This is a genomic window from Eudoraea sp. (assembly GCF_039969275.1).
In the GTDB taxonomy this organism is placed as follows: domain Bacteria; phylum Bacteroidota; class Bacteroidia; order Flavobacteriales; family Flavobacteriaceae; genus Eudoraea.
This window is the reverse complement of record NZ_JBDVOC010000007.1, coordinates 576,052-600,004: the sequence shown is the minus strand read 5'-3', so window position 1 is coordinate 600,004 and position 23,953 is coordinate 576,052. Positions and strand designations below refer to the sequence as shown.

Sequence of the window (23,953 nt, the reverse complement as noted above, 5' to 3'; positions counted from 1 at the left end):
CGCCTAAAAAAATTAATCATAGTTTCTAATAATATTTTCAAGACGTCCGTCCCGATAGCTATCGGGAGCTATCTCAACCAAATGTCCACTGGACATTTGATTTTGCATTTGCAAAATTCTGTTTCGATAATGAAAGAAGTTGATCATTTAGAGCTGTTTTTAAAACCAAGTTTTGAGATTTCATCATTAATGGTCATTAGTATGCTAGAGAGTAATTTAACCTCGTTGTTAATCATACTCACGGTAATATTTCTGGTTAAAACTACATCAGTTAAAACCCCTTTTAACTCTGGTATTGCCTTTAGTTTTGATTTCATTTCATCCAATGTAGTTTGTAATTTGAAATCTTCAAAGGCAGGGTCTTCAAAATTTCCGTAAGGCCAATCCTCAGTCAAATATAATCTTTCCTCTGGGCGGAGAATATGCCTTGTTAAATCCCTGTATTTAACCTTAAAAGCAAACCATTCTTCTATCTGAAAATGTCTTTGATCAATAAGACTGTTATAGGCACCTATCTGATTACGTAAATCTTTGTTGTCCAGTAAATTTAGGTTTCCTGTTGAAATGAGGTCTGCCCAGGTCTGGCTGCTTTTTTTATAAAAGTGTCTACCTGCTGTATAATCAAGTGCTATTGCAAATTGCAGTGGGTTAATATCTTTCGCTGTCTCTTCATCAAAATTCAAAACCATTTCACCCAACTCAACAAGTCTTTTCTCAATTATTTGTGCTTCTTTCGTGGAGTTCAGCATTTCAGTAAAATCTTCTTTAAGTCTTATAAGGTAAGAGTAGTATAATTCTTTATCCTTTCTGTCCTCATTCCAATTATTAATACTCAAAGCAATCAATATCCCAATCACTACAAGGACGATTTCCCCAATAGCATACCGCATGTATTTTAAAGGCTTGTTATCGTCAGCAAGTTTTTTACGGATTTTTCTAAAGAAACCGATCATAGGAAGCAGTTGGTTGGTGGTTACCTTAACAAGGTACTGAAATATTTTATTCCAATAATATGAACCTTTATTTAGGTTCTTCATCATGGGTTCAAAAGACATCATATCCCATTTGATATACTAAATATTGGTGTTTCACAACTAATTATTTGTATTTCGATATTTTAACAATAGGTTTAAAATAATTATTAAACTTATCATGAAGAATACAATAATCAGATTATTCATCATACTATTAGTATTTAGTAGTTGTTCAAAGGATTCAGACTCAGTACCTGAAATAAAAAAATATACTCTTAGTATATCTACAACCCCATCAGAAGGGGGAAATGTATCTCCTTCAACTGGTACTTATGATGAAGGTAAATCTGTTCAATTAACAGGAACTCCTTCCACAGGGTATGTTTTTAAAGAATGGACTGGGGGAGTAACTGGAACAACAAACCCCATTTCAGTTACCATGAATTCTAATAAGAATGTAACTGGTGTTTTTGAAAAGTTGGATATTGATGGAGATGGGGTAACAGATGATAGAGATACATGTCCTGATACTCCACGTGGAGAAACAGTTGATGAAAACGGATGTTCCGATTCTCAAACTGATGGTGATTCGGATGGGATTACGAACGATTTAGATACTTGTTCCGATACTCCAATTGGGGAAACCGTTGATGAAAACGGATGTTCAGATTCTCAGAAAGACACTGATGGAGATGGAGTAACTGATAATATTGACCAGTGTGATGATACTTCTAGTGGAGTTCAGGTTGATGCGAATGGATGTGCCTTATCTCCTATTTACTTAGATACAAACGGAGTGACCATCAAGTGTTATGAGTGGGCCGAAGTTGGAGGTACTGGAGAGATAAATGGTATTATTTATACTATTGTTGACAATCAGGATATTAGAAAAGAAGGTATAGACTTTACAAAAGTTTGTACTACTAAAGTTACAGATATGCGTTACTTATTCAGCAGCGCTTTTCGCGAAAGTAATTCCTCCTTCAATGGAGATATCAGTTCGTGGGATGTGAGTAATGTCATTGATATGTATGGAATGTTTTATGGTTCACAGTTCAATCAAGATATCAGTTCTTGGGATGTGATTAGTGTTACGGATATGAATTACATGTTTACATTCTCATCTTTTAACCAGCCCGTCGGAAGTTGGAACATGAGTAATGTTACGGAGATGAGTAATATGTTTACGGGTTCCCCTTTTAATGAAGATATCGGTTCTTGGAATGTCGGTAATGTTATTGATATGTCACACATGTTTAACCTTTCACAGTTTAATCAACCTATTGGAAATTGGAATGTGAGTAAGGTTACTAATATGGGAGACATGTTTAATGGCTCTTCTTTTAATCAAGACCTCAGCGCTTGGGACGTTAGTAGTGTTACTGATATGAGTAATATGTTTGTAAGGTCACAATTTGATCAATCTATTGGAAATTGGAACGTTAGTAAGGTTACTAATATGAGAAACATGTTTAATGAATCTTCTTTTAATCAAGACCTCAGCGCTTGGGACGTTAGTAGTGTTGCTGATATGAGTAATATGTTTGTAAGGTCACAATTTGATCAATCTATTGGAAATTGGGACGTTAGTAATGTTACTGTTATGTCTGGCATGTTTTCTAGTTCATATAATTTTAACCAAGATTTAAGTGGGTGGAATGTGGATAATGTAACTGACTGTGGTGGTTTTAGTTTTAATACACCACAATGGATACTTCCAAAACCCAACTTTACTAACTGTACTCCTTAATTAATTGGAATAAGGTTGGATTTATTTCGCAACTCCTTAGGAACATTGCTGTACCGATCCAGGCTATGGCCTTCTTTGAACGTTCCTTTGCCAATAATCTCATCCTTTTCAAGATCCATATTACCTCAACAAAGAATTTATCTCTAGCGTAAAGGACAAACTTAGAATTACCTTCTATAACAATATCTAAGAACTTACCTTTGGCAAATACTGTGTCGTACTGCTCATCTTCAGAGAGCATTTTGTATTCGTAGAGAGTCATAGTGCAAAATTAATTATGTTGAGTGCAAATAGTATAGCAAACGACTAATTAATCCCATAGATTATGAAAAAAATTATCAATAATACCCTTATTGTTTTGCTTCTTTTCTTTATTGGTTCTTGTTTATTGCTTTTGTCCTTCGCAGTGGTGATGGGGGCATTTTCAGAAAATTTGGGCATTGAAAAAGGAACTGGATTTATCATTAGCTTTTTGGTTGCCTTTGGCCTTAGCTGGTGTGCTTTAGATGGTTTTAAGAAGAGGATAGGGTTTTCCAGGGTTTTGGTGACCTTAGGAGTTGTAGTTCTTGCCCTGATGATCTTAAATGGTTATAACACCACGATCAAATATACTATCAAGATACTCCCATTTTATGTCAATTGGTTACTTGGTTTACTGGCCGGTTATTATTACTATTCCGGCAAATGGCGAAGAAAATATTTGTTGATTGGCCTGGCCTTGTTTCCAGTAATAATGGCAGCAGGGGTTAATGATCTCTGGCATCATAAAATAGAATATGGTAACTGGACCGGTAATGTTGAAGCCGTAGAGATAGCACCGTTTGAATTTCTGGATAAAAATGAATCTGTGGTAAGCAACGCTTCCCTTAAAGGCAAGGTTGTACTATTGGACTTCTGGTTTGTTAGATGTCCGCCTTGTTGGGTTAAATTTCCGGAGGTACAAAGAATTTATGAAAATTACAGGGATAATGATTCATTTGCCCTATATGCAGTAAACAGGAATGACGACCCCGAAGAATTGTTTTCTAAAATTGAAGATAAAGGATACACTTTTCCTGTACTGCGAGGAAATCAGGATCTGATGGACGCCTTAGGTATTTATAAATATCCTTCTGTAATGATACTTGATAAAGAAGGGAAAATGATCTTTTTGGGAAATCTGGATGATGCAGAAAAAAAACTGGAATACACATTAAATGCTGATCCATAATTATTAATATAAATGTTAATTAAATAGGCACCACTATTTTCAAAAAATGGAGAAGAAATAGTATTTCTTACCTTTAGGCCGGAGTCATTACTTAAATGGTTGTTTTTAATGCCTGAACTATTTCAGATCCTTAGCCTGCTGGTCCTCTTTCAGCTGTTTTTTATTAGTTTTTTCCTTTTCTTTTCAAAAAAGGGAAGGAAACTAAGCAATTATCTTTTGGCCTTTTTCTTTTTGAGCCTGGCTTGCGGATTGCTCGACTATTATTTGCTCATTTCAGGATATTTTGAGGTCAATACCCAATATGCACTCCTCCTAAACAGCCTTGTCATCTTTCATGCCCCGCTCCTTTTATTATATACCCAGTCTTTAACTGACGAAAAATTCAGTCTCAAATTTATTCATTTGCTGCATGCCCTTCCCTTTGCAATCGCTTTGGGACTATTGTTCATTTTCTACTACAGCCAAAGTCCGGAAATGCAGAAGTGGGTTTTGGAAGATGTTAAAAAAGGAAAGGACCTCAGTACTATTATGATCTCTGTTTTTGGGTTTATATATGAGCTTTCCTATCTGTTAGCCATAAAGATCAGGATAAGGAATTACCGTGAGACCATTGTCCAGCATTTTTCTAACCTGGACAAGATTAATCTGAATTGGCTGAATTTCCTGGTAAATGTTTTTATCATTTCAGTCTTGGCAAGTGCCTTCTCCAATCTTTTGAGGCATAGCCAGCTAATCTCTATGGATCAGGGGGCTATAGTTGTCGGATTGGTTGGGCTGCTGTTCTTTATCAGTAGTGTTTTACTCAAGGGTTTACACCAAAACGAGATCTTTCTCGGTGCCCAACGCAGTTCTGTCGATGGAGCCGGTTCACAGGAAGAAAATAAATCGTTACTGGAAAAGCTGAATGTTCACATTACGAAAAACAAACCCTACCTTGACGCGGACCTTACCCTCAATGACCTGGCTTCACAGGTGCAAATCTCTTCCCGTCAGCTGTCTACCCTGATTAATTTAGAATTAGGCAAATCATTCTTTGATTTGATCAACAGCTATCGCATTGAAGAAGCAAAAAGAATATTGCGGGAATCCACCGATAACAAGCTTACTGTCCTGGAGGTTATGTATGAAGTGGGGTTCAATTCCAAATCCAGTTTCAATACCGCTTTTAAGAAATACGCGGGCAGTACCCCAACAGCCTATAAATCCCGATTTTCATGAATATTTAAGAGGTTCGATTTTCCGCACCGAACATCGAACGCATTTAATGGGTATGACTTCATGTAATCAGTCGACTTTGAACAATGTATGCCATTACTTTGTTCAAAAATCATCATATCATGAAAACTTTAAAACGTTATTTATCAAATCCGTACCTGGTATTATTCCTGGGTATGTTCTTTATGATCCTCGGTTCTGCTAAATGGACCGTATTTATTGGACCCTGGCTGGGCCTTGCCTTTTTCCTCTACTTTATGAGAAAAGTCAAACTATGGAAAGCCATTGTCTTTGGTTTTCTGGGCCTCTATGTTTCAGGCTTTATTGGGGCCTATGAGGTATTCCCTGCCCCGATTCCTATTCTGGCTGTGATTTTTCTTGTCATTTCTTTCCAGGCACTGCTGCCCTATTTAGTTGACAGGCTCAGCAAAGCTCAGGAAAAGGGTTTTTGGGGCACACTCATTTTTCCTGCAGCATTTGTTGTCATGGAATACTTGATTATTATGCACGGCGGTGATGCCTGGAAATCAATTGCCAACACCCAATACCAATTTCAGGCCTTACAACAGATTGCTTCCGTATTGGGGATTTGGGGAATTTCCTTTTTAATTGCCTGGTTTGCTTCACTGGTTAACTGGATGTCAATACGCCAATGGAAATGGAGTCTTATAAGAACAGGAAGCCTTTTAGCGGGTAGTATTTATCTTCTTATCATTGCCTTTGGCACTGTAAGGCTGGCTTTTGTGGAATACAAGGAATCAGAAACGGTTAAGATTGCGGGTATTACTGTTGATAATACCAATATTTCAGAAACCATCTATCTGGATGAATTTGGTGAAACCATCACTATCACACCCGAAACTTCGCAAACAGCTCCAGAGCTTCAGGAAGCCAATCGGGCAATGGTACCCTTTATTGAAGACCCTTTCGCCAAGAAGTTTGAAAATTCACGCAAGGCTTTGAAAGCAAACCTGGAACTACTTTTTGACAATACCAGTCGTATGGCCGATAAAGGCGCAAAAATTATAGTGTGGTCCGAAGCTATAGGATTGATCGTCAATTCTCAGGAGGATGGGGTTATTGAAAGGGCAAAAACCATAGCTAAAGAAAAACAAATATATCTCTTCATATCACTTGGTGTAATCAACCCCGGCCCTTACAACCCCGAACGTCTTTTGCTAGTCAATAAAACGATCACCTTAAACCCGGAAGGAGAAGTGGCTAATATATACCTGAAAAGTAATCCGGTTCCATTTGCCGAACAGGAATACGGTTCAGATGATATTATACCTGTTATAAGCAGCCCATATGGCAGGCTCTCACCTGTGATTTGCTACGATGCTGATTTTCCGAATTTTTTAAAGCAAACCGGAAAAAAAGGAACAGATATTCTGCTGGTACCCTCAGGAGACTGGAAGGCCATAGATCCCTACCATGCGTATATGTCCAGCCTTCGGGGTATTGAAAATGGCGTCTCTGTATTCAGGCCGGTATCCCGAGCTACATCCATAGCAACAGACCCTTATGGAAATTTACTTGGAAGTTCCAATTTCTTTACCTCCAAGGAGAAAATACTAATGGCCAATGTTCCCATAAAGGGCATAAATACCTTGTACAATCGTATTGGAGACGCCTTACCTTACATGGCCATGGTATTTATAGCATATATTCTATTTGAGATGTTATTAAAAATCTTTAAAAAAGAAAAAACAGCAACAAATAAGCAAAAGACAAAGGTAGTGGGTGTTTAATACAACTTGGATCGATTCTAATTTTTGGCCTTATGAAGCCCGTTCAGGTGTAAACAACAAGCTTCATAAGGTCAGTTTATTGATCATGGTCATTACTCCACAACCTGATATGTTGAGCATTTTATGTTTTTAGTTCTACATTAAGAATATTTCTCTGTATAGCTGTGATACAGTAATTAAGACTTGTACCAGCATCCTTTTAAAGATATAGAATTTGGCAGGACCTCTAAGAACGCCATTCCTATCAATAGCTTCCACTTGTGGAAATTAAAATTAGATTGTAATAAATTGCAATGTCGCAAAATAATTGGAGTCTTTATGATTTTAAAGACTAAAAACCATTTTAACCATGCATCGCATCAGCTAGTTGATTACGGATTCTTCTAAAAAAATTAATCATTTGAAGTAGTGGCTGGTGGTTACCTTAACAAGGTACTGAAATATTTTATTCCAATAATCTGTAGTCTATTAGACTTACCAAGTAAGTAAAACTATATCATAAATTGTTAGTTACCGCTTAGTGCTTTTGACATCTGTGGGAAGTGCTGTAAAATGTTCTATGAATTAAATCGATAAGGCATAGTTCTACCAAGACAATTGAAATCTATTCCCATGTAGCGAACCGGTCCTTTATGAACATCATAGATTTATTATCTTAGTACACATTTGTAGGATATCATCAATGATGCTATCCCATTGTTAGGCGCCACGCATTTGTATAGTTAAGATATGTGTTAAATATAAACCGAGGCTTGGATGAAAGTTGTAATCTTACTGTTTTTTAATATCGCCTTCCTTTATTCTGGGTCTATCTACTCCCAGGCCCTTACAGTCCCTGCCGGCGCACAGACTAGGTGGGTCATCGAAAATCCAGAAGAAATTGTTCAATACATCACTTTTGATCCATCTACAGTAGAGTCCAAATTGCCTGAAGCCTTGCGCTATATTACAATTAACGAGCTTGCTATAGATAATGTCGGATGGGCAATTAACTATCTAGACGATTATCCATCTAATGGTTCATGGGGCGTGTCCTTTCTTGAAATCGTAAGAATGGAAACATTTATGATTGATGACAAATTGCCGGACTGGCCACGACACGGGGCAGCCGCACTTTGGTGCGCTCGTATAGCTCCATCAGATCCATCTACCAGCCTTGGTTTCGGCAGACCTCTACTTGTAATGGAATTTTGGATGCCTGATAATGCCTATGTCTCTTATATGAAAGATAAGGGTCATTATGCTTCATATGGTGATGTAGGCCTCTATCAAGATCAAGAAAAAAAATGGCGAGGCTCAATACAAGCAAAAAATATAAAAGTAATCATGTCTTGTAATCCCTCAGGTCAAGTTTTTGGAGGCGCAAACTCAAGCGGAGCACAATCTCTTTTTCCTCCTTTGTCTTCACCCGTGAATCATTTGGTAAAGGTTGCATTTTCAGGCCATCGAGAACAGGAATGCGACAGTACTTCTTCGTGGAGTTTTCAAGGAACACACCCGTTGGCAAAAGGAATACTAGTAGGTACATCAAGATATGAATATGGTTATAGCTTGATAGGAGGGGCTTATCCAAATAGAGAATAGGATTTCTAAGGCACGGCGCCTAACAACGCATAAAATTAATGCTGATGCACTAACTTTATACGTAGAACGTTGGCAAGCATTAAATAAAATATATAATGGGACTAAAATCATTCTTAGCAAAACAAGCGAGTAATCCATCTGGTTGGTTTGGCAAAATACTAGCAGGAAGAATATTAAATAAAGCAAATGCTTCGCTTGAAGATATGGGATTGGAACTGATGGATATAAAACCTGATTCGACTATTCTGGAAATAGGGTTTGGAAATGGAAGACTGATTTCCAAAATGGGAACTAGATTGAATACTGGTAAAATTACAGGGATTGAAATTTCCAAAGAAATGATTATGGAAGCAGAGAAGAAGAATAAAATATTGATTTCCTCTGGTAAAGTAGAACTGTATGAATCTTCGGTGAATATTATTCCAACGGAAGATGAAGTCTTTGATAAAATATTTACAGCAAACACTATTTATTTTTGGCCGAATCCGGAAAGTAATATTCAAGAAATTAAAAGAACATTAAAAACTGGTGGTAAGTTTTATTGTGCCTTTAGACCAGAAGATGAATTGAATGCTAAGAATCGAATCAGGTCTAATCGAACAATATTCAAACACTTATTTTCAAAAGAAAGCATTCGAACATTCATGGAGCAAGCAGGATTTAAGGACGTGATTATTCATGAACAAAAAGGGAAGCCCTTGAGTAATCTCATCGCTGTTGGAACAAATAATTAAAACGAATTGCCAACAGTAGCTAAAAGCAATTTGGCCCCGTAATTTATAATCCCAATACCACAAGATACGCCCGCTTTCGCGGCCTTCATGGCAAACCATCGATTGAAACCCATAACTACGATATAGGTCAGATTTTCAATTACAAACTTAAAGGGATTTTGAAATTATATTTACGGAGTTATAGAACTCACCATGTATTACCTAATATCCACAAAATAAACAAGTTAAACATGGTTACCGTTTCGAACTATCTACATCACTTGTTAGGGCTGTGAGCTGAATAAGAATAAGGAAGTTTGAAAGTGCTTCATTCATGGTTTGTTGGGAGTACAGTTGTATTTATTCCTTGTAATGCGTTCTTTTAAATCTCAATATTATTGTACTGAAAATTATAATAACCCCAAGTCATAGTGGATTGTTATACTGACATATTGGTGTTATCTTTTTTACTGCGAATTATTATTCAATATAGTCCATCTTTAGTTGACGTAGTGACATCTAATTTTAGTAGGCCCAAGTTCCGGGAAGCTGACAGAGCCGGCAGCAGAGATGTTGTTTTGGTCTATGCCGAAAAGTTGGACAGGAGCAGCAGGAAACTCACATCCAGTATTGAATTCAGGTAGGGCAAACTCCTGGCAATTAGTGCTTTTTTAAGGAGTGTATACTGGCTTATTCTAACTGGTATTCGAAGGCGCCGATATCGCGCGTTCCAACTATTGGATTACCATCCAAATCCATATCATAGTGCCCCTCATCAGCTCCGTTATCCCTGGCAGGACTCAAATATGTCAGGTGGTAGTCACCTTCTTCAAGGTCCACGACCTTTGGATTTGCAATAATGGCTGTTGCCTCAAGCTCGATATTTTCCGAAGCGGTTGAACTGAAGAGAATGTGCGGACCATCGACATTGTAAAAGAGGTTGTTGCTATGGTTGATCTGTGCAAGTGGATATCCAAGATATATCCTGTTGCCCATGCCACTACTTTTTCCATTCGTGGAACGGGTTTCTTCTTCGACCACAACCACAAGGTTGTTTCTATAGGTGGTTGGGCTGTCTGTTGCTAGCCCGTCCTCATCGTTTTCGCAGAAAACATTCGATTCAATGCCAGCAGATTCCCACTTCCTGTATACGGTGTTGTTTTCAACAAAGGAATTTGAAAGAGGAGCCCAAAACTGGGTAAAAGTCCTGTAATCGGCAGATTCATTGTATGCTATGACAATGTTGTCATAAATTCTATTCTCAGTTGCACAATCAACACCGCCATTGCCGCAGATGTCGAAGTTGTAGCTGATTTCACAAAACCCCATGCACTCATTTGATTTATTGTGATGAATGTAAATGTTGTTTCTCGGGTTCCTTCCGTCATCAATTTCTATTGCGCCTCCATCGCCACCCCATTCACCACCCATAGAGTGATAGTTATGTATCTTATTCCACGAAACCTCCTGATTGCCCATGCCAAGGCGAATTCCAATCGGCCCCCAGTACGGAAACAAAATTGGCCTGTTGCAATCGTGCACGTAGTTTTCGGTAATAAGAGTGTGCTCTCCATAGGAGTTAATGCCAATCGGGCAATCTTCCACTTCGTTGTTGCGCACTATGCAGTGGTCCGCACCCAGGTTGATTTTTATTCCTCCAATCTTCCACACATTCAAGTATCCGCGACCCGGAGCGTCATTGGTGCCAAAGCAATAAATGTTTTCAAGGATTTGATAGTGGCCATTGAGCTGGATACAGTTCCCGTTGTAGTCACTGTCATCCGTATTTGTAAATCTCGGTGCATCACCTTCTCCCCAGGCTCCAATGAGGATTGGTGCGTCCTCGGTACCGTCGCCGTTTATCTGAAGACCTTTTGAATAGGAGGTCTGCCGTTTGAAATAGATGTTGTCGCCCGGTTTAAAGATCATCGAGTTGACTTTTTCAACAGTTTGCCAAGGTTCTTTACGGCTGGTACCGCTGTTGCTGTCATCACCGTGTTCTGCATCCACAAAGTATCCGTCATCTCTTGGTCCGCCACAAGAGGTGAGTGAACTAATGATAAATACAATTCCAATTTTTAGAATATAAAAAAGTTTTTTCAAGTTCATTTTAAAAGTATTTTGTATTCGTTAATGCGCGCTAACTCATTATATCAGTTACAAATATACTGATGCCCCCTAAAATATTTCCGGATAAGCACAACTCTTCTTTGCGGTTATCCCTGTGGGGAAACATGTCCCAAAAAACGGCCGTTATACTTGACTTAATTTTCAACTCATAAAAACTATTGTATAGAGTCCCAAACACAGTCTCTTTTAGTAGTCTCGATAATTCACCTTTTATGGGACTTTCCAAAACAATGACATGATAATGATTTTTTTTCACTAGCGTTTTTCCGGATGCCATTGTCCGCACCACACCATGACAGATGTTGGCCTGGTAGGCTTTTTATAATAAGGATGGGGTAGGAGATAGACAGTTATTAATTGTATGTTGCCGTACCCCGTTTGTCATTTTTCAAGCATAGTCTTGAAATTAATTATGACTTTGAGGATATTTAGTCCTTTTCATTTTCTAGTTTAAAAAAATGAAGCAGTCTGTGGCATCTGAATTCCATTCGCTTTTGGTAATATTCTAACATATGGATTCTATTGTTGTGAAGGTGTTTCAATCGGATTTGAAGCTCTGGCTTTTTTAGCGCATTTTTGTAAGCCCTTATATCATCTTCATCAAACTTCACTTCAGCATAAACCCCTGCCCCTGCGGGAGGTAATCCTACATCAATGAGATAGTCTCGTAGTTTTTCCACCTGAGTGGTGAAGAAAATCGGAGTAACTTCTTCCTGGTAGGATGAGTAAACATAATAGTCATAAATGGCGTTAATCAGCGAGTCCTTTTTTATTGACACATTCTTGCCGTTCTTTAACTGTTCAATACCTGTAGTGTTATAATCTGGCCAATGCGTATGCATAATTCTTGCAATACAAATGCTTAAGGAGTCATTTGAAATTGTTTTGTACTTATTCATCAATAATTCTAAAGATTTGATTTGGTTTTTAATATCGTTAATATCAATACCCATTTCTATGGAATCTAACCTAATGTTGTTTCCGATTTCTTTAATGATAAGATTGTAATCTTTTATATCCTGTTGCTCTTCTCTCCAATTGTTCACTTGAAGTGCAATTAAAATTCCAATAACGACCAGTACAATTTCTCCGATGGCATACCTCATGTATTTTAAAGGCTTGTTATTATCAGCTAGTTGTTTGCGGATTCGCCTAAAAAAATTGATCATAGTTTTATTCTTTAATATCCGCATTTATATTGTTCACTAATTCACTCGCCTTTCTTCTCATTTTTTTAAATTCTGAAATTAATATCATTTTTCTGTAGTAGCCAAATACCATAAGATTTCTGCCCTGCGGTGTTGTTATTGCACTTATTAAATCGTCTAAGTTTTTATCTTCAGATTTAGTAAGCGGAAAATCATTACCCGCCTTATATTCATATAAGGTATTTGGACCCAACCAATACTCAAATTCTTTGGCCGTCCAACTGGCATCCCAATTGATCCAGTTATTATATCTACTGGCATGAATAGTATAATAGTTATTTATTGAATCGAAAAGATCTTTGTATTGATAAAATTCATTGAGTCCTGAATTTTTAATTTTTTCAAAAGTCTGATCCGTGAGTTTGTATTCTCTGTAATCCGTAGCGATATAAGAAAAGAGAGAGTCCTTTTGGGAAACTTTATATTTTGTTTTTTTTAATCCCCATTCTTTTACAGTTATAAATCCTTTATAAGATTCTATTGATTCATCTATAAAGGCTATGTCTTGATTTAAATCTTGTGCTACTCCTTTTGCATAGCTCAGAATCAATATTTTATTTAATCTGTCATTATTCCAGTTATTGATTTGTAGGGCAATCAAAATACCAATAACTACAAGTACAATTTCTCCAATGGCATAAAGCAAATATTTACTGAACTTGTTCTCAGTCAAAAATTTTTGCCTAATTCGCCTAAAAAATTTTATCATACTTTTTGCTTTAAACGCCAGCGCGGCAGGCTGGCCCATTCACTAAATTGGTCCACCGGACCAATTTGTCTCTTGCGATACACGCTCTGTCCTCTAAAGAATTTTATCATGGAAAGGAAGCAGTTGGTTGTTCTTCCTAAGGTAATGAATTATTAAATATTGCGGATGGACCTTTTCCGATGCTAGTATGCATTAAGTTGATTGGTATTAAGGAAAGTAACTTAAAGTGAACAATCGTGAACTTCATCTTCTATTATTGGTACTTTAATGTGTTCAATACTGCTTTGGGATAAAATCACCCATAAACACTAAGACCCTCCGATCGGCGCAGGTCGGCATAATCCACTATATCACAAAGTTTCTTTAGGTCATCTTGAAATTGGTTCGAGAATAAAACAGCAGGGGGAGCGAAATTAGACAAGCCACTGGAAACACTGGCTTTTTTATGCACTATACCATGTGTTGTAGCCAGTTATTTTTAATATCCTTTGCGGTCATAAGCACCAAACATTGTTGTATCCAAACCTCGCCTGTCAAAGAGACCTTTAAGTGCAATATTCCCCATCTGTGGCCCATCGTCGGTCATGGTTACCCACATAATGTGATCAACATTTCCCGGACCATCGTGGTGAAATGATGAGCCTGCAGGACCCATTGTGATGTGTTCGTAACCATCGATATTATCATAGTCATAATAGTGCAAATGCCCTGCAAAGAGTGTATGATTGCGGCTTTTAAGCTTTGATTGAATCACCTTAAAGCTTTCTGAAGGATTTTCCCAACATGGTTCATGAAGAAAAAGAAAAGTCCATCTAACATCCGCATTTTCGGCCAATGTTTTTTTAATCCAATTCATTTGTTTTTCTAGGAATTCAACAGGTTGTGCAAGAGCTGCAATTACAGCCTCATCAGACATGAACTCTTTAAGCATTTCTTTCGCAGCTTCAGGGTCTTCCAACTGTAATTTGTTGTAAATTTTGATTCCTTCCATTATTTCAGGTGGAGGCGCAGGTCTTGAATCATCTTCGCTATTAAGAACTATAAACAATACATCATTGTATAAAAAGTAGTAATAATCAACACCCCTTCTTTCGAGCCATGCTTCTTTGGTCTCCGGGGTGCTCACATCGTGATTCCCAATGGTATAAAAGAAGGGCATTTGTAATTTGCTTATCATACTATCAGCCTCATCCCACATGACATCTAATTCGCCCTTGCTTTCAGGGTAACCTTCAATTAGATCACCGACATTAATTACAAATTCGGGTTGTAATAAATTGATCTGATCCATAGCTAAATTAAAAGTACCCAGTGCATTTGCACCTCCCGTGCGATCCCCAATAATGGCAAACTGGAAGTTCTCTGGTTTATTTTGAAAATCCTTTGATGTCCATGGTTTCGCATTTAGTAATGCCTCTTCATCATAAATAAATGCGGAAACATCTTTATTAGTCTCCTGAGTTGTTTGAGTACATCCAGAAAGCATTGTAATTGCTAATGCGATTATAGTAGTTTTAAAGTAAAATAATTTCTGTGATTTCATAATCATATTATTTAGTGTTATCTTATAATTGGCTGCAACGTTGAGTGTATGCGTAGTGGCGGAATTCAGAGCTCTTCACTATCAAACCGAATAATATTGATGCGAGCCACAAACCTTTATAATTACTACTTTCTCCGCCATTGCGCATGACACATTGTTAGCCCTAGTTGTTGTTAGTAACACGCACTATTTCACCAGGTCGCCATGTTTTATCAAACCATGACTCAAGAGGCCCGTATATTCTAAGAAGAACAAACCAACCTTTATTTTCAAGTGTTTGAATCCAATTTTTTTCTTTTCCTTCTGGAGGTTTTGGACCAAAATACAAATCTACTGAACCATCACTATTCATTTCTAAATCACTAAGTTCACTATTCACACTCGGAAAAGGATTATCGGTTTCAAGCATACTTCGAGTTTGTGGGTCGTATATTACAATTGACCAAAAATCTTTTACTGGTGGATTGGCTGGGATATTCAGTTTGTAAGTTTTTGAGCCATCCAAATACTGTCCTTTACTATCCTTATAAGTCGCAGCATATTGTGACCCTACACCTACCATTTTAATTTCCATTGCGGGTGTAACAGCTGTTGCTATGTAATGAAAAAGAGTACGTCCATCAAGTTCACGAGCATTATTAGTTTGAAATTGATATCCACCTAAAAATGCAGTTGTCCAATAACTATCAGGGTAAATGTATACTTCTTTGTTGCGAGGACTAAACGAGATGGCTCTTGCGGTAGCATTACCTACCTTAATAGCATCTTCAAGGATTGCCTTTAATCTTGTATCAGGAGTAAATTCTTTATCTTTTTCAATTCCAATTGATTTAAACAAACCTAAAATTTGAGGTTCAAAGGCTTCAGATGGTTCATATTGAATTACTTCATTCAACTCTTCATAAAATTTAAAATCGTTAGCATGTACAGTGTTAAATCTTTTACCTGACCAATCAATAAAAACTGGTTTTGGAGGATTATGCACTTGACTAAGTAAATACATATTAGTATTTGCTTTTATACTTTCTACTGCTGGTTTTGGGTTTCCATTTTCTAAAAAACCTCTCCAAAAAATAATGTTCTGGTAAGTTGGAGATTGTACGACATAGTAACCATCAGGAATCTCTCCTTTGTAATTTGGAGGAAGCACCAAAAATTTTCCACCTTGCCCCCGGTCAGGACCAGCATTTCCTAAATCAGTAACATACCTAAAAAACATATCGTTAATCATACCTAAGGTGTTTGGTGGACTTTCTACCACAATAGGTCCTTGTTTTAAATCAAATATACTAATGGTGTACACCGATTCGGTATTGGGTGTTAAAAAGATGGATCTAGAATCCATTAAAGTTTCGAATATTCCAAATTTACCAAGTTTATCAAGGCCACCTCCTTTAAATCCGCTAATCAGTGCTTGCATTGACGCAGCTGGGATTCCATTAAGAAAAGCTTCAACACCACGATTGAAGTCTAGATTATCATAGACTTTTTGAACTGTTTCTTTAGAAGGATAACCATCAAAATAACTTAGAGTTCCAAGCCTCTCTGATTCAACTACCGATGGTGTTACAATGTGTTTTTTTATTGGCTCAACTTCTGAAGTACTTTCAGTATTTGAGTTTACTTTCTCTTGATTGTTACACGAGAAAAGTACAAGAATCAAGAACATGGCTGCTAGTTTGTTGAATTTAGTTTTCATAAGATCTTATTTTTTAAAATTACCACTCAATCTTGGTCAATTAGGGCTAACTCAATTTCCTTTATAAATCCTGCTTATTTTTTGACATGCTTTTATTCCAAACAGAATAAAGAACCGCAGCACCCGCTATAATAAGGAGAATGGGAACCAAGGCGAATCCCGGGGCCATAAAGTCCCACAGACCGCCTAATACAAAACAGGCACCTACAACTAACCAAAATCCTTCAAGTTTTAGATTGTAGTAACTTCTTGCTACTTGTCCTCCCAGGGTAATGATTCCAACACCCAGAAGTCCAATACCATTACTCACATTTGCCAAAAAGGCAATACCCACCCATATAAAGAAAAGCCCCCATGCTACGCCTTCTATTCTACGTTCTATTACACTTTTCATGATATTTATAGTTTTAGAGTTAAACAAATATGCTATTTCCTCATCCTGTAAAATTTCTATACATTCATTGTTTAATTTTTAACATGTATGTATAACTTTACTATACTTCTAAAATTAATTCATGACTAAAATATAATTTTACACAGCCTTTGGGAATGATCATCGTCATAGTCACAGGTGAAAAGTGGGTTTTAATTATGACAAGGTTTTGGAAAAGTTAGTTCAAAAGAAATATTTGGTTTGCCAGCTTTTTTTTTTGGACATTATTATAATTATTCGATTTTGTCGGACATTAAAATTATTCGCTGAATTACTAGGACCCTCTTACACATTTATTTAAATGATTTTGGCTTATTATAAGTATGTAACTATTACAAAAATGTGCCAAATAACCATTAAATTTATAGTCCCTTGGACTATTAATCTAATGCGCTATGGAAAAAATTGGCAAAAAACGGGCAAAAATTCAGTGGCTTATAGCTGAAATTTCTGCAATCATAGAACGTTTGGAGCATGCTGAGGCGCAATATTCTGAAGAACTCTCCCGGGTGCATCCCAATTTCATCAAAAGTGCCCATAATCTTATTCATTATCGAGCTCTTCGCAAAGAAGATATTAGGGCCATTCAAAAAAAACTTGGGAATATGGGACTTTCACGACTGGCTAAATCGGAAGGACATGTAATGGCAAGTTTGTTATCCAATAGGGCCATTCTGGAAGGGTTTTTGAGCAATGAACCGATTAAAATGGATAGGGCCAAACTGACTTTCAAAAAAAGTAACAGGTTGGGTAAATCCAACGCCAAATCGTTATTGGGATACCGGTCAAAAGGCCGACGTACCCGGATAATGGTTACCCTTCCTTCAGAAGTTGCCAATAATTATCAACTTGCACATGAGATGATTGTCAATGGAATGAATTGTGCACGTATTAATTGCGCACATGACGGTGAAAAGGAATGGGGTCTAATGATCGGACATGTAAGGGCAGCATCCAAAAAATTGAAACGCAAATGTAAGATTACCATGGATTTGGGAGGTCCCAAAATTAGGACCGGTGGTTTGATCCCTGGGCCAAAGGTTAAAAAATTCCGACCTGCAAAGGACTTGCACGGAAAGGTAATTAAAGATTGCGAAATCTGGATTGGCCCTGATCCACATAACAACCCCAATCTGTTACACCTCCCAATCGACTTAATTTTCTTGGATAAACTCAAGGGAGCAAACCGGTTATTTTTTAGAGATACCAGAAATAAGAAAAGGGAATTTAGAATTACTGGAAGTACAAAAAATGGCTTTAGTGCTCTATGTGGTAAGACCACTTATTTGGAAACCGGCATGGAATTACATACCAAAGCAGATTACTCTTCTTCTCCGATCTTAGTTGGAGAATTTCCAAGGGTGGAACAATTCATTAGGTTGTACATCGGAGATTTTTTGCGCTTGCATCGGGAAGCAGTACCAGGGGAGTCCGCCGAGCTTGATGCGGATGACAATTTAATAAACCATGCACATATTTCCTGTACCTCAGCGGAAATTTTCAATCAGGTTAAGGAAGGGGAGCCTATCTTTTTTGATGATGGTAAAATTGAAGGTGTAATTCGAGAAGTAAATCAAGACGAAATGATTGTGGAAGTCTTTAACGCCAGGGAAAGAGGAAGTAAACTAAAAGCCGACAAAGGAATAAATTTCCCCACTAGTCAATTGGATATAAGTGGTTTAACAACCAAAGATAAACAGGATTTGGTATTTGTGGCACAAAACGCAGATACGGTAAATTTATCCTTTGTAAACAGTAGACAGGATGTTGGAGATCTCATTGCTGAGTTGGATAAATTAGATGCTCCAAAAGGACTCGGAATTATTCTTAAGATTGAAACACAAAGCGGTTTTAACCATCTGACTGAAATTCTTCTGGAGGCGATGAGGACCCATCCTGTGGGTATTATGATTGCGAGGGGTGATCTGGCGATAGAATGCGGATGGGATAATATTGGCAGGGTTCAGGAGGAGATACTTTCACTGTGCAGAGCTGCAAATATGCCAGATATTTGGGCAACACAGGTTTTAGAAAACCTCGCAAAGGAAGGTATTCCTTCACGTGCTGAAATGACTGATGCAGCTATGGCACAACGAGCAGATTGCGTTATGCTCAACAAAGGACCTTATATTCTCCAGGCCATTAAATTGTTGGATACCATCTTTAAGGATATGGAACTGTACCATGAAAAAAACGCACAACTTTCACCAGCAATGGAAAGAGCGGCAATTCATTAGCAATATAAAATATTAAAAATAAGATGTTAGGCGTCTCCCATACGACGCGCCTGTATGAATAAAATGATACTGAAAACCCAGGTTACCAGTAAAATCGTTACTAAAATAATCGAATCCCTGGAGCTATCCACCCCGCTAAACGCAAAACCAATAATCGATGCCATCCGTGATGAATTGAATGCAGAAGAAATCATATACAAAGCAAAAAGGCTGTATAATGAAGAGATTGCAATTGCTTGGAACTTGGAAAGCTTCGCTCTCACAAAATACGCTACAGTTACATAGGCAAAAAGAATCGTCATATATATTGTCACATCGCTGACAAGTGCACTCCTCACCAGATAATAGGACTCTAAGAGTTCATAGTGAGTAAACTCAGTAAGATATTCCAGGAGGTCGAATTCCATATCACAAGTCTAATATATATTCTACTGCCAATAGCGGCATGGACACTAAGTTAACCAAAATAGAATTAATTATATGTGATAAATTGTAATTTGGTTATCTAAACGACTGCTCTTTCAACTCTTGTGGAGTGGAGGTCTATTTAGGTAGAGTTCTATGGTGATTTTTAGTCTCTTAGTTTAATTCAGCAAATTAGAGAATAGAACATCAACTTTTATTTTACATGATATACTTCTTCCAATATAGAAACTTAATATTGCTTATGCAAAATCAAATGTCTGGCAGACATTTTTAGCAGAACATAGCGACGGCTATGGGCCAGCTAGGGCGTTTGGATACAAGCCTGTCGCGCTGGAATTAAAAATAAACAAGTATGATCAAGTTCTTCAGACACATCAGAAAACGCCTCCTCACAGAAAATAAAACAGGCAGACACCTTAAATATGCCATTGACGAGATTGTATTGGTGGTGTTTGGGATTTTAATTGCCTTGCAGATCAATAATTGGAATGAGGAACGGAAATTAAGAGTTATAGAAATAGAAAATCACAACAATGGGGCTAAAAAATACTAGAACTCATTAAGGAATATACCTCTTCATTAAAGTAAAATAAAAACATTCATTTTCACGATATACGTTTTGCTCGTTGTTTTCTTCTATATCTCATATAGGAGTTTATTCTTCTTCTCCTTTCGACAATTATTTCATTTAAGTTTTTATTAGTCATTATAACTTCTGGGTCAGGTGCTAAAAATTTAAATAAACTAGGCTCTTGATATTTTAAATAATATTCGCCATTCCCTTTATGTATCGGATACATCTTTTTTAAGTCTTTTAATAGTGTTGTTTTCATGTTTACTTATTGATATGATTAAAGTAAGTTATGCTTTCCAGATACATCATTTCTCTTCGGTTGGGGTCAAACTACAACTATAGTATATTAAGTATAGTAGATGTGGAGAAAAATTATTTACGGGAATCCACATATAAACTAATTGCAATGATTTCCTTAGGGAACTTTTAATAATCTGCTATCAATATACTGCAGGAAGAACATAAAGTAAAATGATAAGCATCATGTTTTGATAATTTATACCAAAAGTAATGTTCCAAAGGAGATTTAAATGCTTATTGGTTTAGTAAGCCACTCCTATAAATTCCAGGAAAAGCTTTATTACTTAAGATTTATCCACATTTGGAGGAACCACAATCCTTACAGATAAGACATCCTTCCTGGTAAATTAAATTAGTGGATCGGCAATTATCGCATTTTTGCCCCTTTGCCTCGGTACCATCGGTAACATATCTTTTTAAAGCCCGGGTTACTCCATTTTTCCAGGTATTTAGAGATTCGCCTTCCAAATGAAGACTGCTGATAAGGTCAACGACTTTTACAATGGGCATACCATGTCGCAAGGTGCCGGAAATAAGTTTAGCATAATTCCAATATTCCGGGTTGAACTTATGCGAAAGGCCTTCAATGGTTGTTTTATAACCTCTTTTATTTTTGTATTGAAAATCATAACGTGAGGTTCCATCTTCATCCCTATTCTTAATAATCAACCCATCATTTACCCAGCGTGGTATTAAAATCCCGTCTTCATCATCGGCCAGTCCTGTAAAAATTTCATACGGTTGCTTATCAATTAAACCAATAAAAGCAATCCACTTTTCTTTATTGTTTTGAAAACGTACCACATCTGCTTCCAGGACTTGAGGTCGTTTTACAGGAAAGGCCGTAAGCGTTTCTTCAGTTTCACTTTCATTAGATATCAGTACTCCTGATCTTGAACCATCACGATAGACCGTGACTCCTTTACAGCCAACCTTCCATGCTTCCATATACAACTTACCCACCATCTCTTCTGTGACATCATTGGGAAGATTTATGGTAACACTTATTGAATGATCTACCCATTTTTGAACGGAGCCCTGTAAACGAACTTTACTTAACCAATCCACATCATTGGAAGTAGCTTTGTAATATGGAGATGTAGCCACAATTTTATCTAGCTCTTCCTGATTGTATTTTTTTTCAGTATCCAATCCATTTACTTTCATCCACTGTTTAAACCTATGATGGAACACTATGTATTCTTCCCAGGAATCACCTACTTCATCAACAAATGCAATCTTGGTATCCTGCTCATTTGGATTAACCTTTCTCCGGCGTTTGTATACCGGGAGAAATACGGGTTCAATACCTGAAGTAGTTTGGGTCATTAAGCTTGTTGTACCGGTAGGGGCAATAGTCAATAGGGCAATATTTCTTCGTCCGTATTCCAGCATTTCATAATATAATTTTTCATCAGTTTCTTTTATTCGAAGAATAAAAGGGTTTTCTTTCTCTCTGGCTGCATCGAAAATTTCAAAGGCCCCACGTTCTTTTGCAGTGTCCACGGATGCTCTGTAAGCCTCCATTGCAATTGTTTTATGCACTTCAATAGAAAATTCATTCGCTTCATTACTTCCATATCGCAAGCCCAATGCTGCCAACATATCTCCTTCGGCCGTAATACCAATGCCTGTGCGCCTGCCCTGTATCGCTTTCTCTTTAATTTTTTCCCATAATTGCACCTCCACAGTTTTAGTTTCCTCTAATTCCGGGTCCGATTTTATTTTTCCCAGAATGGCCTCCACTTTTTCAAGTTCCAGGTCGATGATATCATCCATGATGCGTTGGGCAGCAGCAATATGTTTTTTGAACAAAGTGAAGTTAAAGTTGGCCGTACTTTTGAATGGGTCTTCCACGTATGAGAATAGGTTGATGGCCAATAACCTGCAAGAATCATATGGGCATAGCGGGATTTCTCCGCAAGGGTTAGTAGAGACTGTTTTGTAACCAAGGTCTGAATAACAATCGGGTACCGACTCTTTGATAATGGTATCCCAGAACAAGATTCCAGGTTCTGCAGATTGCCATGCATTATGTACAATTTTATCCCATAAGGATTTGGCATCAATGGTTTTTGAAACCTTTGGAGTGTCGCTATGAACCGGGAACTTTTGGATATAAGTATTGTTGCTTTCAACGGCTTTCATAAAATTATCATCAATCCGAACAGATACATTGGCCCCTGTGACTTTGCCTTGCTGCATTTTAGCATCAATAAAATCTTCCGCATCAGGATGGTTAATTGAAACCGATAACATTAAGGCTCCCCTGCGACCATCTTGTGCTACCTCGCGAGTAGAATTGGAATAACGCTCCATAAATGGTACCAGGCCAGTTGAGGTTAAAGCAGAATTTTTAACCGCTGATCCTTTTGGCCTGATATGGGACAGGTCATGTCCAACCCCTCCACGCCGTTTCATTAATTGTACCTGTTCCTGGTCAATTTTCATTATGCCTCCGTAGGAATCAGAAGCGCCTTCATTCCCAATCACAAAACAGTTAGACAATGAGGCAATTTGAAATGGATTACCAATACCTGCCATTGGACTTCCTTGTGGTACAATATATTTGAAGTTTTTAATCAGATCAAAAATCTCAACTTCGGTAAGGGGATTGGGATATTTTTGTTCTACACGAGCTATTTCTTTCGCAATCCGTTTATGCATGTCATTCGGATTAATCTCATAGAGATTTCCCTCAGAATCTTTTAGAGCATATTTGTTAATCCATACTGTGGCTGCGAGATCGTCCCCCTCAAAATAGGTTAAACTAGACTGATAGGCTTCTTCTTGAGAATAAGTTTTTCTTTTGGAGGGAATAATTTTTACGGACATGGATGATTTTTCTTTAGGAGATTATTAATGAAGAAGTAAAATTGGGATTAACTGAAAAGCTATTCTATGATAAAAGTCATGAAGTTTACAAGCTTAATCAGTTAACACATTGATAATAAGAAACATACGATTTTATCAACAAAAAAATGTTAACAAATTAATTAAATATTTTCTATCAATAATTTTTAATTGTGCTGTCCATTGTACGAGCCAAAGAGGGGTAGCCATGAAGTAGAGCAAGCTCACTTCATCGCAGAAATGTTGGATATATTTTGTGGTATCTACTTACAAAATATAATAAAAAGTTCATTTTGAGGTTATTATACAGGTGAAAAACCCGAATCAACCATAATTTAAAAACAAATAATATTATGAAAAGAATAAAGATCGCAATTTTAGCCATAGGAGTACTTGGATTTACTGCCTGTAGTAGTGATGATGATGAGGTAGTTGAGAACTGTGAAACATGTTCCCTTACTATATTAGATGAAGAAGTTATTAGTGAATATTGTGACAACGGAGATGGTACAGTTACAATAACTACTGCCGGTGTGGAACAAACAGAAGAATTAGAAGGAGCAACCTTTGATCAATTCATTGCGGCCTTTGAATTATTGGGGGCTACTTGCAACTAATAAAAAGAGACCGCTGAAGTAGAGCAA

Annotated in this window: 21 protein-coding genes and 1 pseudogene; 11 read left to right on the top strand and 11 right to left on the bottom strand. The window is 37.3% G+C overall.

All coding sequences use genetic code 11. The annotated features are described in order from the left end of the window. Nucleotides 1–12: 12 nt before the first annotated feature. Both ABJH90_RS07195 and ABJH90_RS07190 read right to left on the bottom strand, forming a co-directional pair. On the bottom strand, nucleotides 13–147 hold the full coding sequence (locus ABJH90_RS07195; RefSeq protein WP_348137953.1) for a hypothetical protein: 135 nt from the start codon (nucleotides 145–147) through the stop codon (nucleotides 13–15). After that, nucleotides 144–953: a DUF6090 family protein gene (locus ABJH90_RS07190; RefSeq protein ID WP_348319752.1), complete on the bottom strand. Its 810-nt coding sequence runs from the start codon at nucleotides 951–953 to the stop codon at nucleotides 144–146. Before ABJH90_RS07190 ends, ABJH90_RS07195 begins: the two co-directional genes overlap by 4 nt. A gap of 199 nt (nucleotides 954–1,152) precedes the next feature. Between ABJH90_RS07190 and ABJH90_RS07185 the strand changes: the two genes are divergently transcribed. Continuing rightward, nucleotides 1,153–2,724 (top strand): BspA family leucine-rich repeat surface protein, encoded by a 1,572-nt coding sequence (locus ABJH90_RS07185; protein ID WP_348137949.1) that lies wholly within the window; start codon nucleotides 1,153–1,155, stop codon nucleotides 2,722–2,724. On the opposite strand, the gene ABJH90_RS07180 is transcribed toward ABJH90_RS07185, so the two are convergent. Further along, nucleotides 2,708–2,986 carry a hypothetical protein gene (locus ABJH90_RS07180; RefSeq protein WP_348137947.1) on the bottom strand — a complete coding sequence of 93 codons (279 nt, stop codon included), beginning with the start codon at nucleotides 2,984–2,986 and terminating at the stop codon, nucleotides 2,708–2,710. The two genes, ABJH90_RS07185 and ABJH90_RS07180, sit on opposite strands and share 17 nt — an antisense overlap. Before the next feature lie 63 nt (nucleotides 2,987–3,049). Here ABJH90_RS07180 and ABJH90_RS07175 point away from each other — a divergent pair, with 63 nt between their 5' ends. The 6 genes from ABJH90_RS07175 to ABJH90_RS07150 all read left to right on the top strand — a co-directional run bounded on the left by ABJH90_RS07175 (nucleotide 3,050) and on the right by ABJH90_RS07150 (nucleotide 9,841). Next, entirely contained in the window at nucleotides 3,050–3,934 is an 885-nt protein-coding gene (locus ABJH90_RS07175; protein WP_348137946.1) for a redoxin domain-containing protein, read from the top strand. A gap of 108 nt (nucleotides 3,935–4,042) precedes the next feature. After that, nucleotides 4,043–5,152 (top strand): AraC family transcriptional regulator, encoded by a 1,110-nt coding sequence (locus tag ABJH90_RS07170; protein WP_348137944.1) that lies wholly within the window; start codon nucleotides 4,043–4,045, stop codon nucleotides 5,150–5,152. 119 nt (nucleotides 5,153–5,271) lie between these two features. Then, nucleotides 5,272–6,900, top strand: a complete 1,629-nt coding sequence (locus ABJH90_RS07165) for a nitrilase-related carbon-nitrogen hydrolase (RefSeq protein ID WP_348137942.1) — start codon at nucleotides 5,272–5,274, stop codon at nucleotides 6,898–6,900. A 756-nt stretch (nucleotides 6,901–7,656) separates the two neighbouring features. Continuing rightward, on the top strand, nucleotides 7,657–8,484 hold the full coding sequence (locus ABJH90_RS07160) for a hypothetical protein (RefSeq protein ID WP_348137941.1): 828 nt from the start codon (nucleotides 7,657–7,659) through the stop codon (nucleotides 8,482–8,484). 95 nt (nucleotides 8,485–8,579) lie between these two features. Continuing rightward, nucleotides 8,580–9,218, top strand: a complete 639-nt coding sequence (locus ABJH90_RS07155) for a class I SAM-dependent methyltransferase (RefSeq protein ID WP_348137939.1) — start codon at nucleotides 8,580–8,582, stop codon at nucleotides 9,216–9,218. Between the two features lie 410 nt (nucleotides 9,219–9,628). Next, the gene (locus ABJH90_RS07150; RefSeq protein ID WP_348338063.1) at nucleotides 9,629–9,841 is read left to right on the top strand and encodes a hypothetical protein; all 213 of its coding nucleotides are present in this window, start codon (nucleotides 9,629–9,631) and stop codon (nucleotides 9,839–9,841) included. 46 nt (nucleotides 9,842–9,887) lie between these two features. Here ABJH90_RS07150 and ABJH90_RS07145 read toward each other — a convergent pair whose 3' ends face one another. The 6 genes from ABJH90_RS07145 to ABJH90_RS07120 form a co-directional block, all read right to left on the bottom strand. After that, nucleotides 9,888–11,306: a hypothetical protein gene (locus tag ABJH90_RS07145; protein ID WP_348137937.1), complete on the bottom strand. Its 1,419-nt coding sequence runs from the start codon at nucleotides 11,304–11,306 to the stop codon at nucleotides 9,888–9,890. A 449-nt stretch (nucleotides 11,307–11,755) separates the two neighbouring features. Next, complete coding sequence (locus tag ABJH90_RS07140; protein WP_348137935.1) at nucleotides 11,756–12,496, bottom strand: DUF6090 family protein; 741 nt, start codon at nucleotides 12,494–12,496, stop codon at nucleotides 11,756–11,758. 4 nt (nucleotides 12,497–12,500) lie between these two features. After that, nucleotides 12,501–13,244 carry a DUF6090 family protein gene (locus tag ABJH90_RS07135; protein ID WP_348137933.1) on the bottom strand — a complete coding sequence of 248 codons (744 nt, stop codon included), beginning with the start codon at nucleotides 13,242–13,244 and terminating at the stop codon, nucleotides 12,501–12,503. 478 nt (nucleotides 13,245–13,722) lie between these two features. Then, a complete protein-coding gene (locus ABJH90_RS07130; RefSeq protein ID WP_348137931.1) occupies nucleotides 13,723–14,787 on the bottom strand; it encodes a metallophosphoesterase in 1,065 nt (354 codons plus the stop codon). Between the two features lie 163 nt (nucleotides 14,788–14,950). Then, nucleotides 14,951–16,486, bottom strand: coding sequence for a DUF1254 domain-containing protein (locus tag ABJH90_RS07125; protein WP_348137929.1), 1,536 nt, complete (start codon nucleotides 16,484–16,486; stop codon nucleotides 14,951–14,953). A 61-nt stretch (nucleotides 16,487–16,547) separates the two neighbouring features. Beyond that, nucleotides 16,548–16,880: a hypothetical protein gene (locus ABJH90_RS07120; protein WP_348137928.1), complete on the bottom strand. Its 333-nt coding sequence runs from the start codon at nucleotides 16,878–16,880 to the stop codon at nucleotides 16,548–16,550. A gap of 434 nt (nucleotides 16,881–17,314) precedes the next feature. Between ABJH90_RS07120 and ABJH90_RS07115 the strand changes: the two genes are divergently transcribed. The 3 genes and pseudogenes from ABJH90_RS07115 to ABJH90_RS07105 form a co-directional block, all read left to right on the top strand. Continuing rightward, on the top strand, nucleotides 17,315–19,156 hold the full coding sequence (locus tag ABJH90_RS07115) for a pyruvate kinase (protein ID WP_348137926.1): 1,842 nt from the start codon (nucleotides 17,315–17,317) through the stop codon (nucleotides 19,154–19,156). 54 nt (nucleotides 19,157–19,210) lie between these two features. After that, nucleotides 19,211–19,441 (top strand): hypothetical protein, encoded by a 231-nt coding sequence (locus ABJH90_RS07110; RefSeq protein ID WP_348137924.1) that lies wholly within the window; start codon nucleotides 19,211–19,213, stop codon nucleotides 19,439–19,441. 493 nt (nucleotides 19,442–19,934) lie between these two features. Then, nucleotides 19,935–20,090, top strand: a pseudogene (locus ABJH90_RS07105) (DUF6090 family protein); the annotation flags it as partial. A gap of 97 nt (nucleotides 20,091–20,187) precedes the next feature. On the opposite strand, the gene ABJH90_RS07100 reads toward ABJH90_RS07105, so the two are convergent. Next, nucleotides 20,188–20,415 (bottom strand): hypothetical protein, encoded by a 228-nt coding sequence (locus tag ABJH90_RS07100; RefSeq protein ID WP_348137922.1) that lies wholly within the window; start codon nucleotides 20,413–20,415, stop codon nucleotides 20,188–20,190. Nucleotides 20,416–20,747: 332 nt separating this feature from the next. After that, entirely contained in the window at nucleotides 20,748–23,291 is a 2,544-nt protein-coding gene (locus ABJH90_RS07095; protein WP_348137920.1) for an adenosylcobalamin-dependent ribonucleoside-diphosphate reductase, read from the bottom strand. Between the two features lie 371 nt (nucleotides 23,292–23,662). Here ABJH90_RS07095 and ABJH90_RS07090 point away from each other — a divergent pair, with 371 nt between their 5' ends. Continuing rightward, nucleotides 23,663–23,926, top strand: a complete 264-nt coding sequence (locus ABJH90_RS07090) for a hypothetical protein (protein WP_348137918.1) — start codon at nucleotides 23,663–23,665, stop codon at nucleotides 23,924–23,926. Nucleotides 23,927–23,953: the final 27 nt, after the last annotated feature.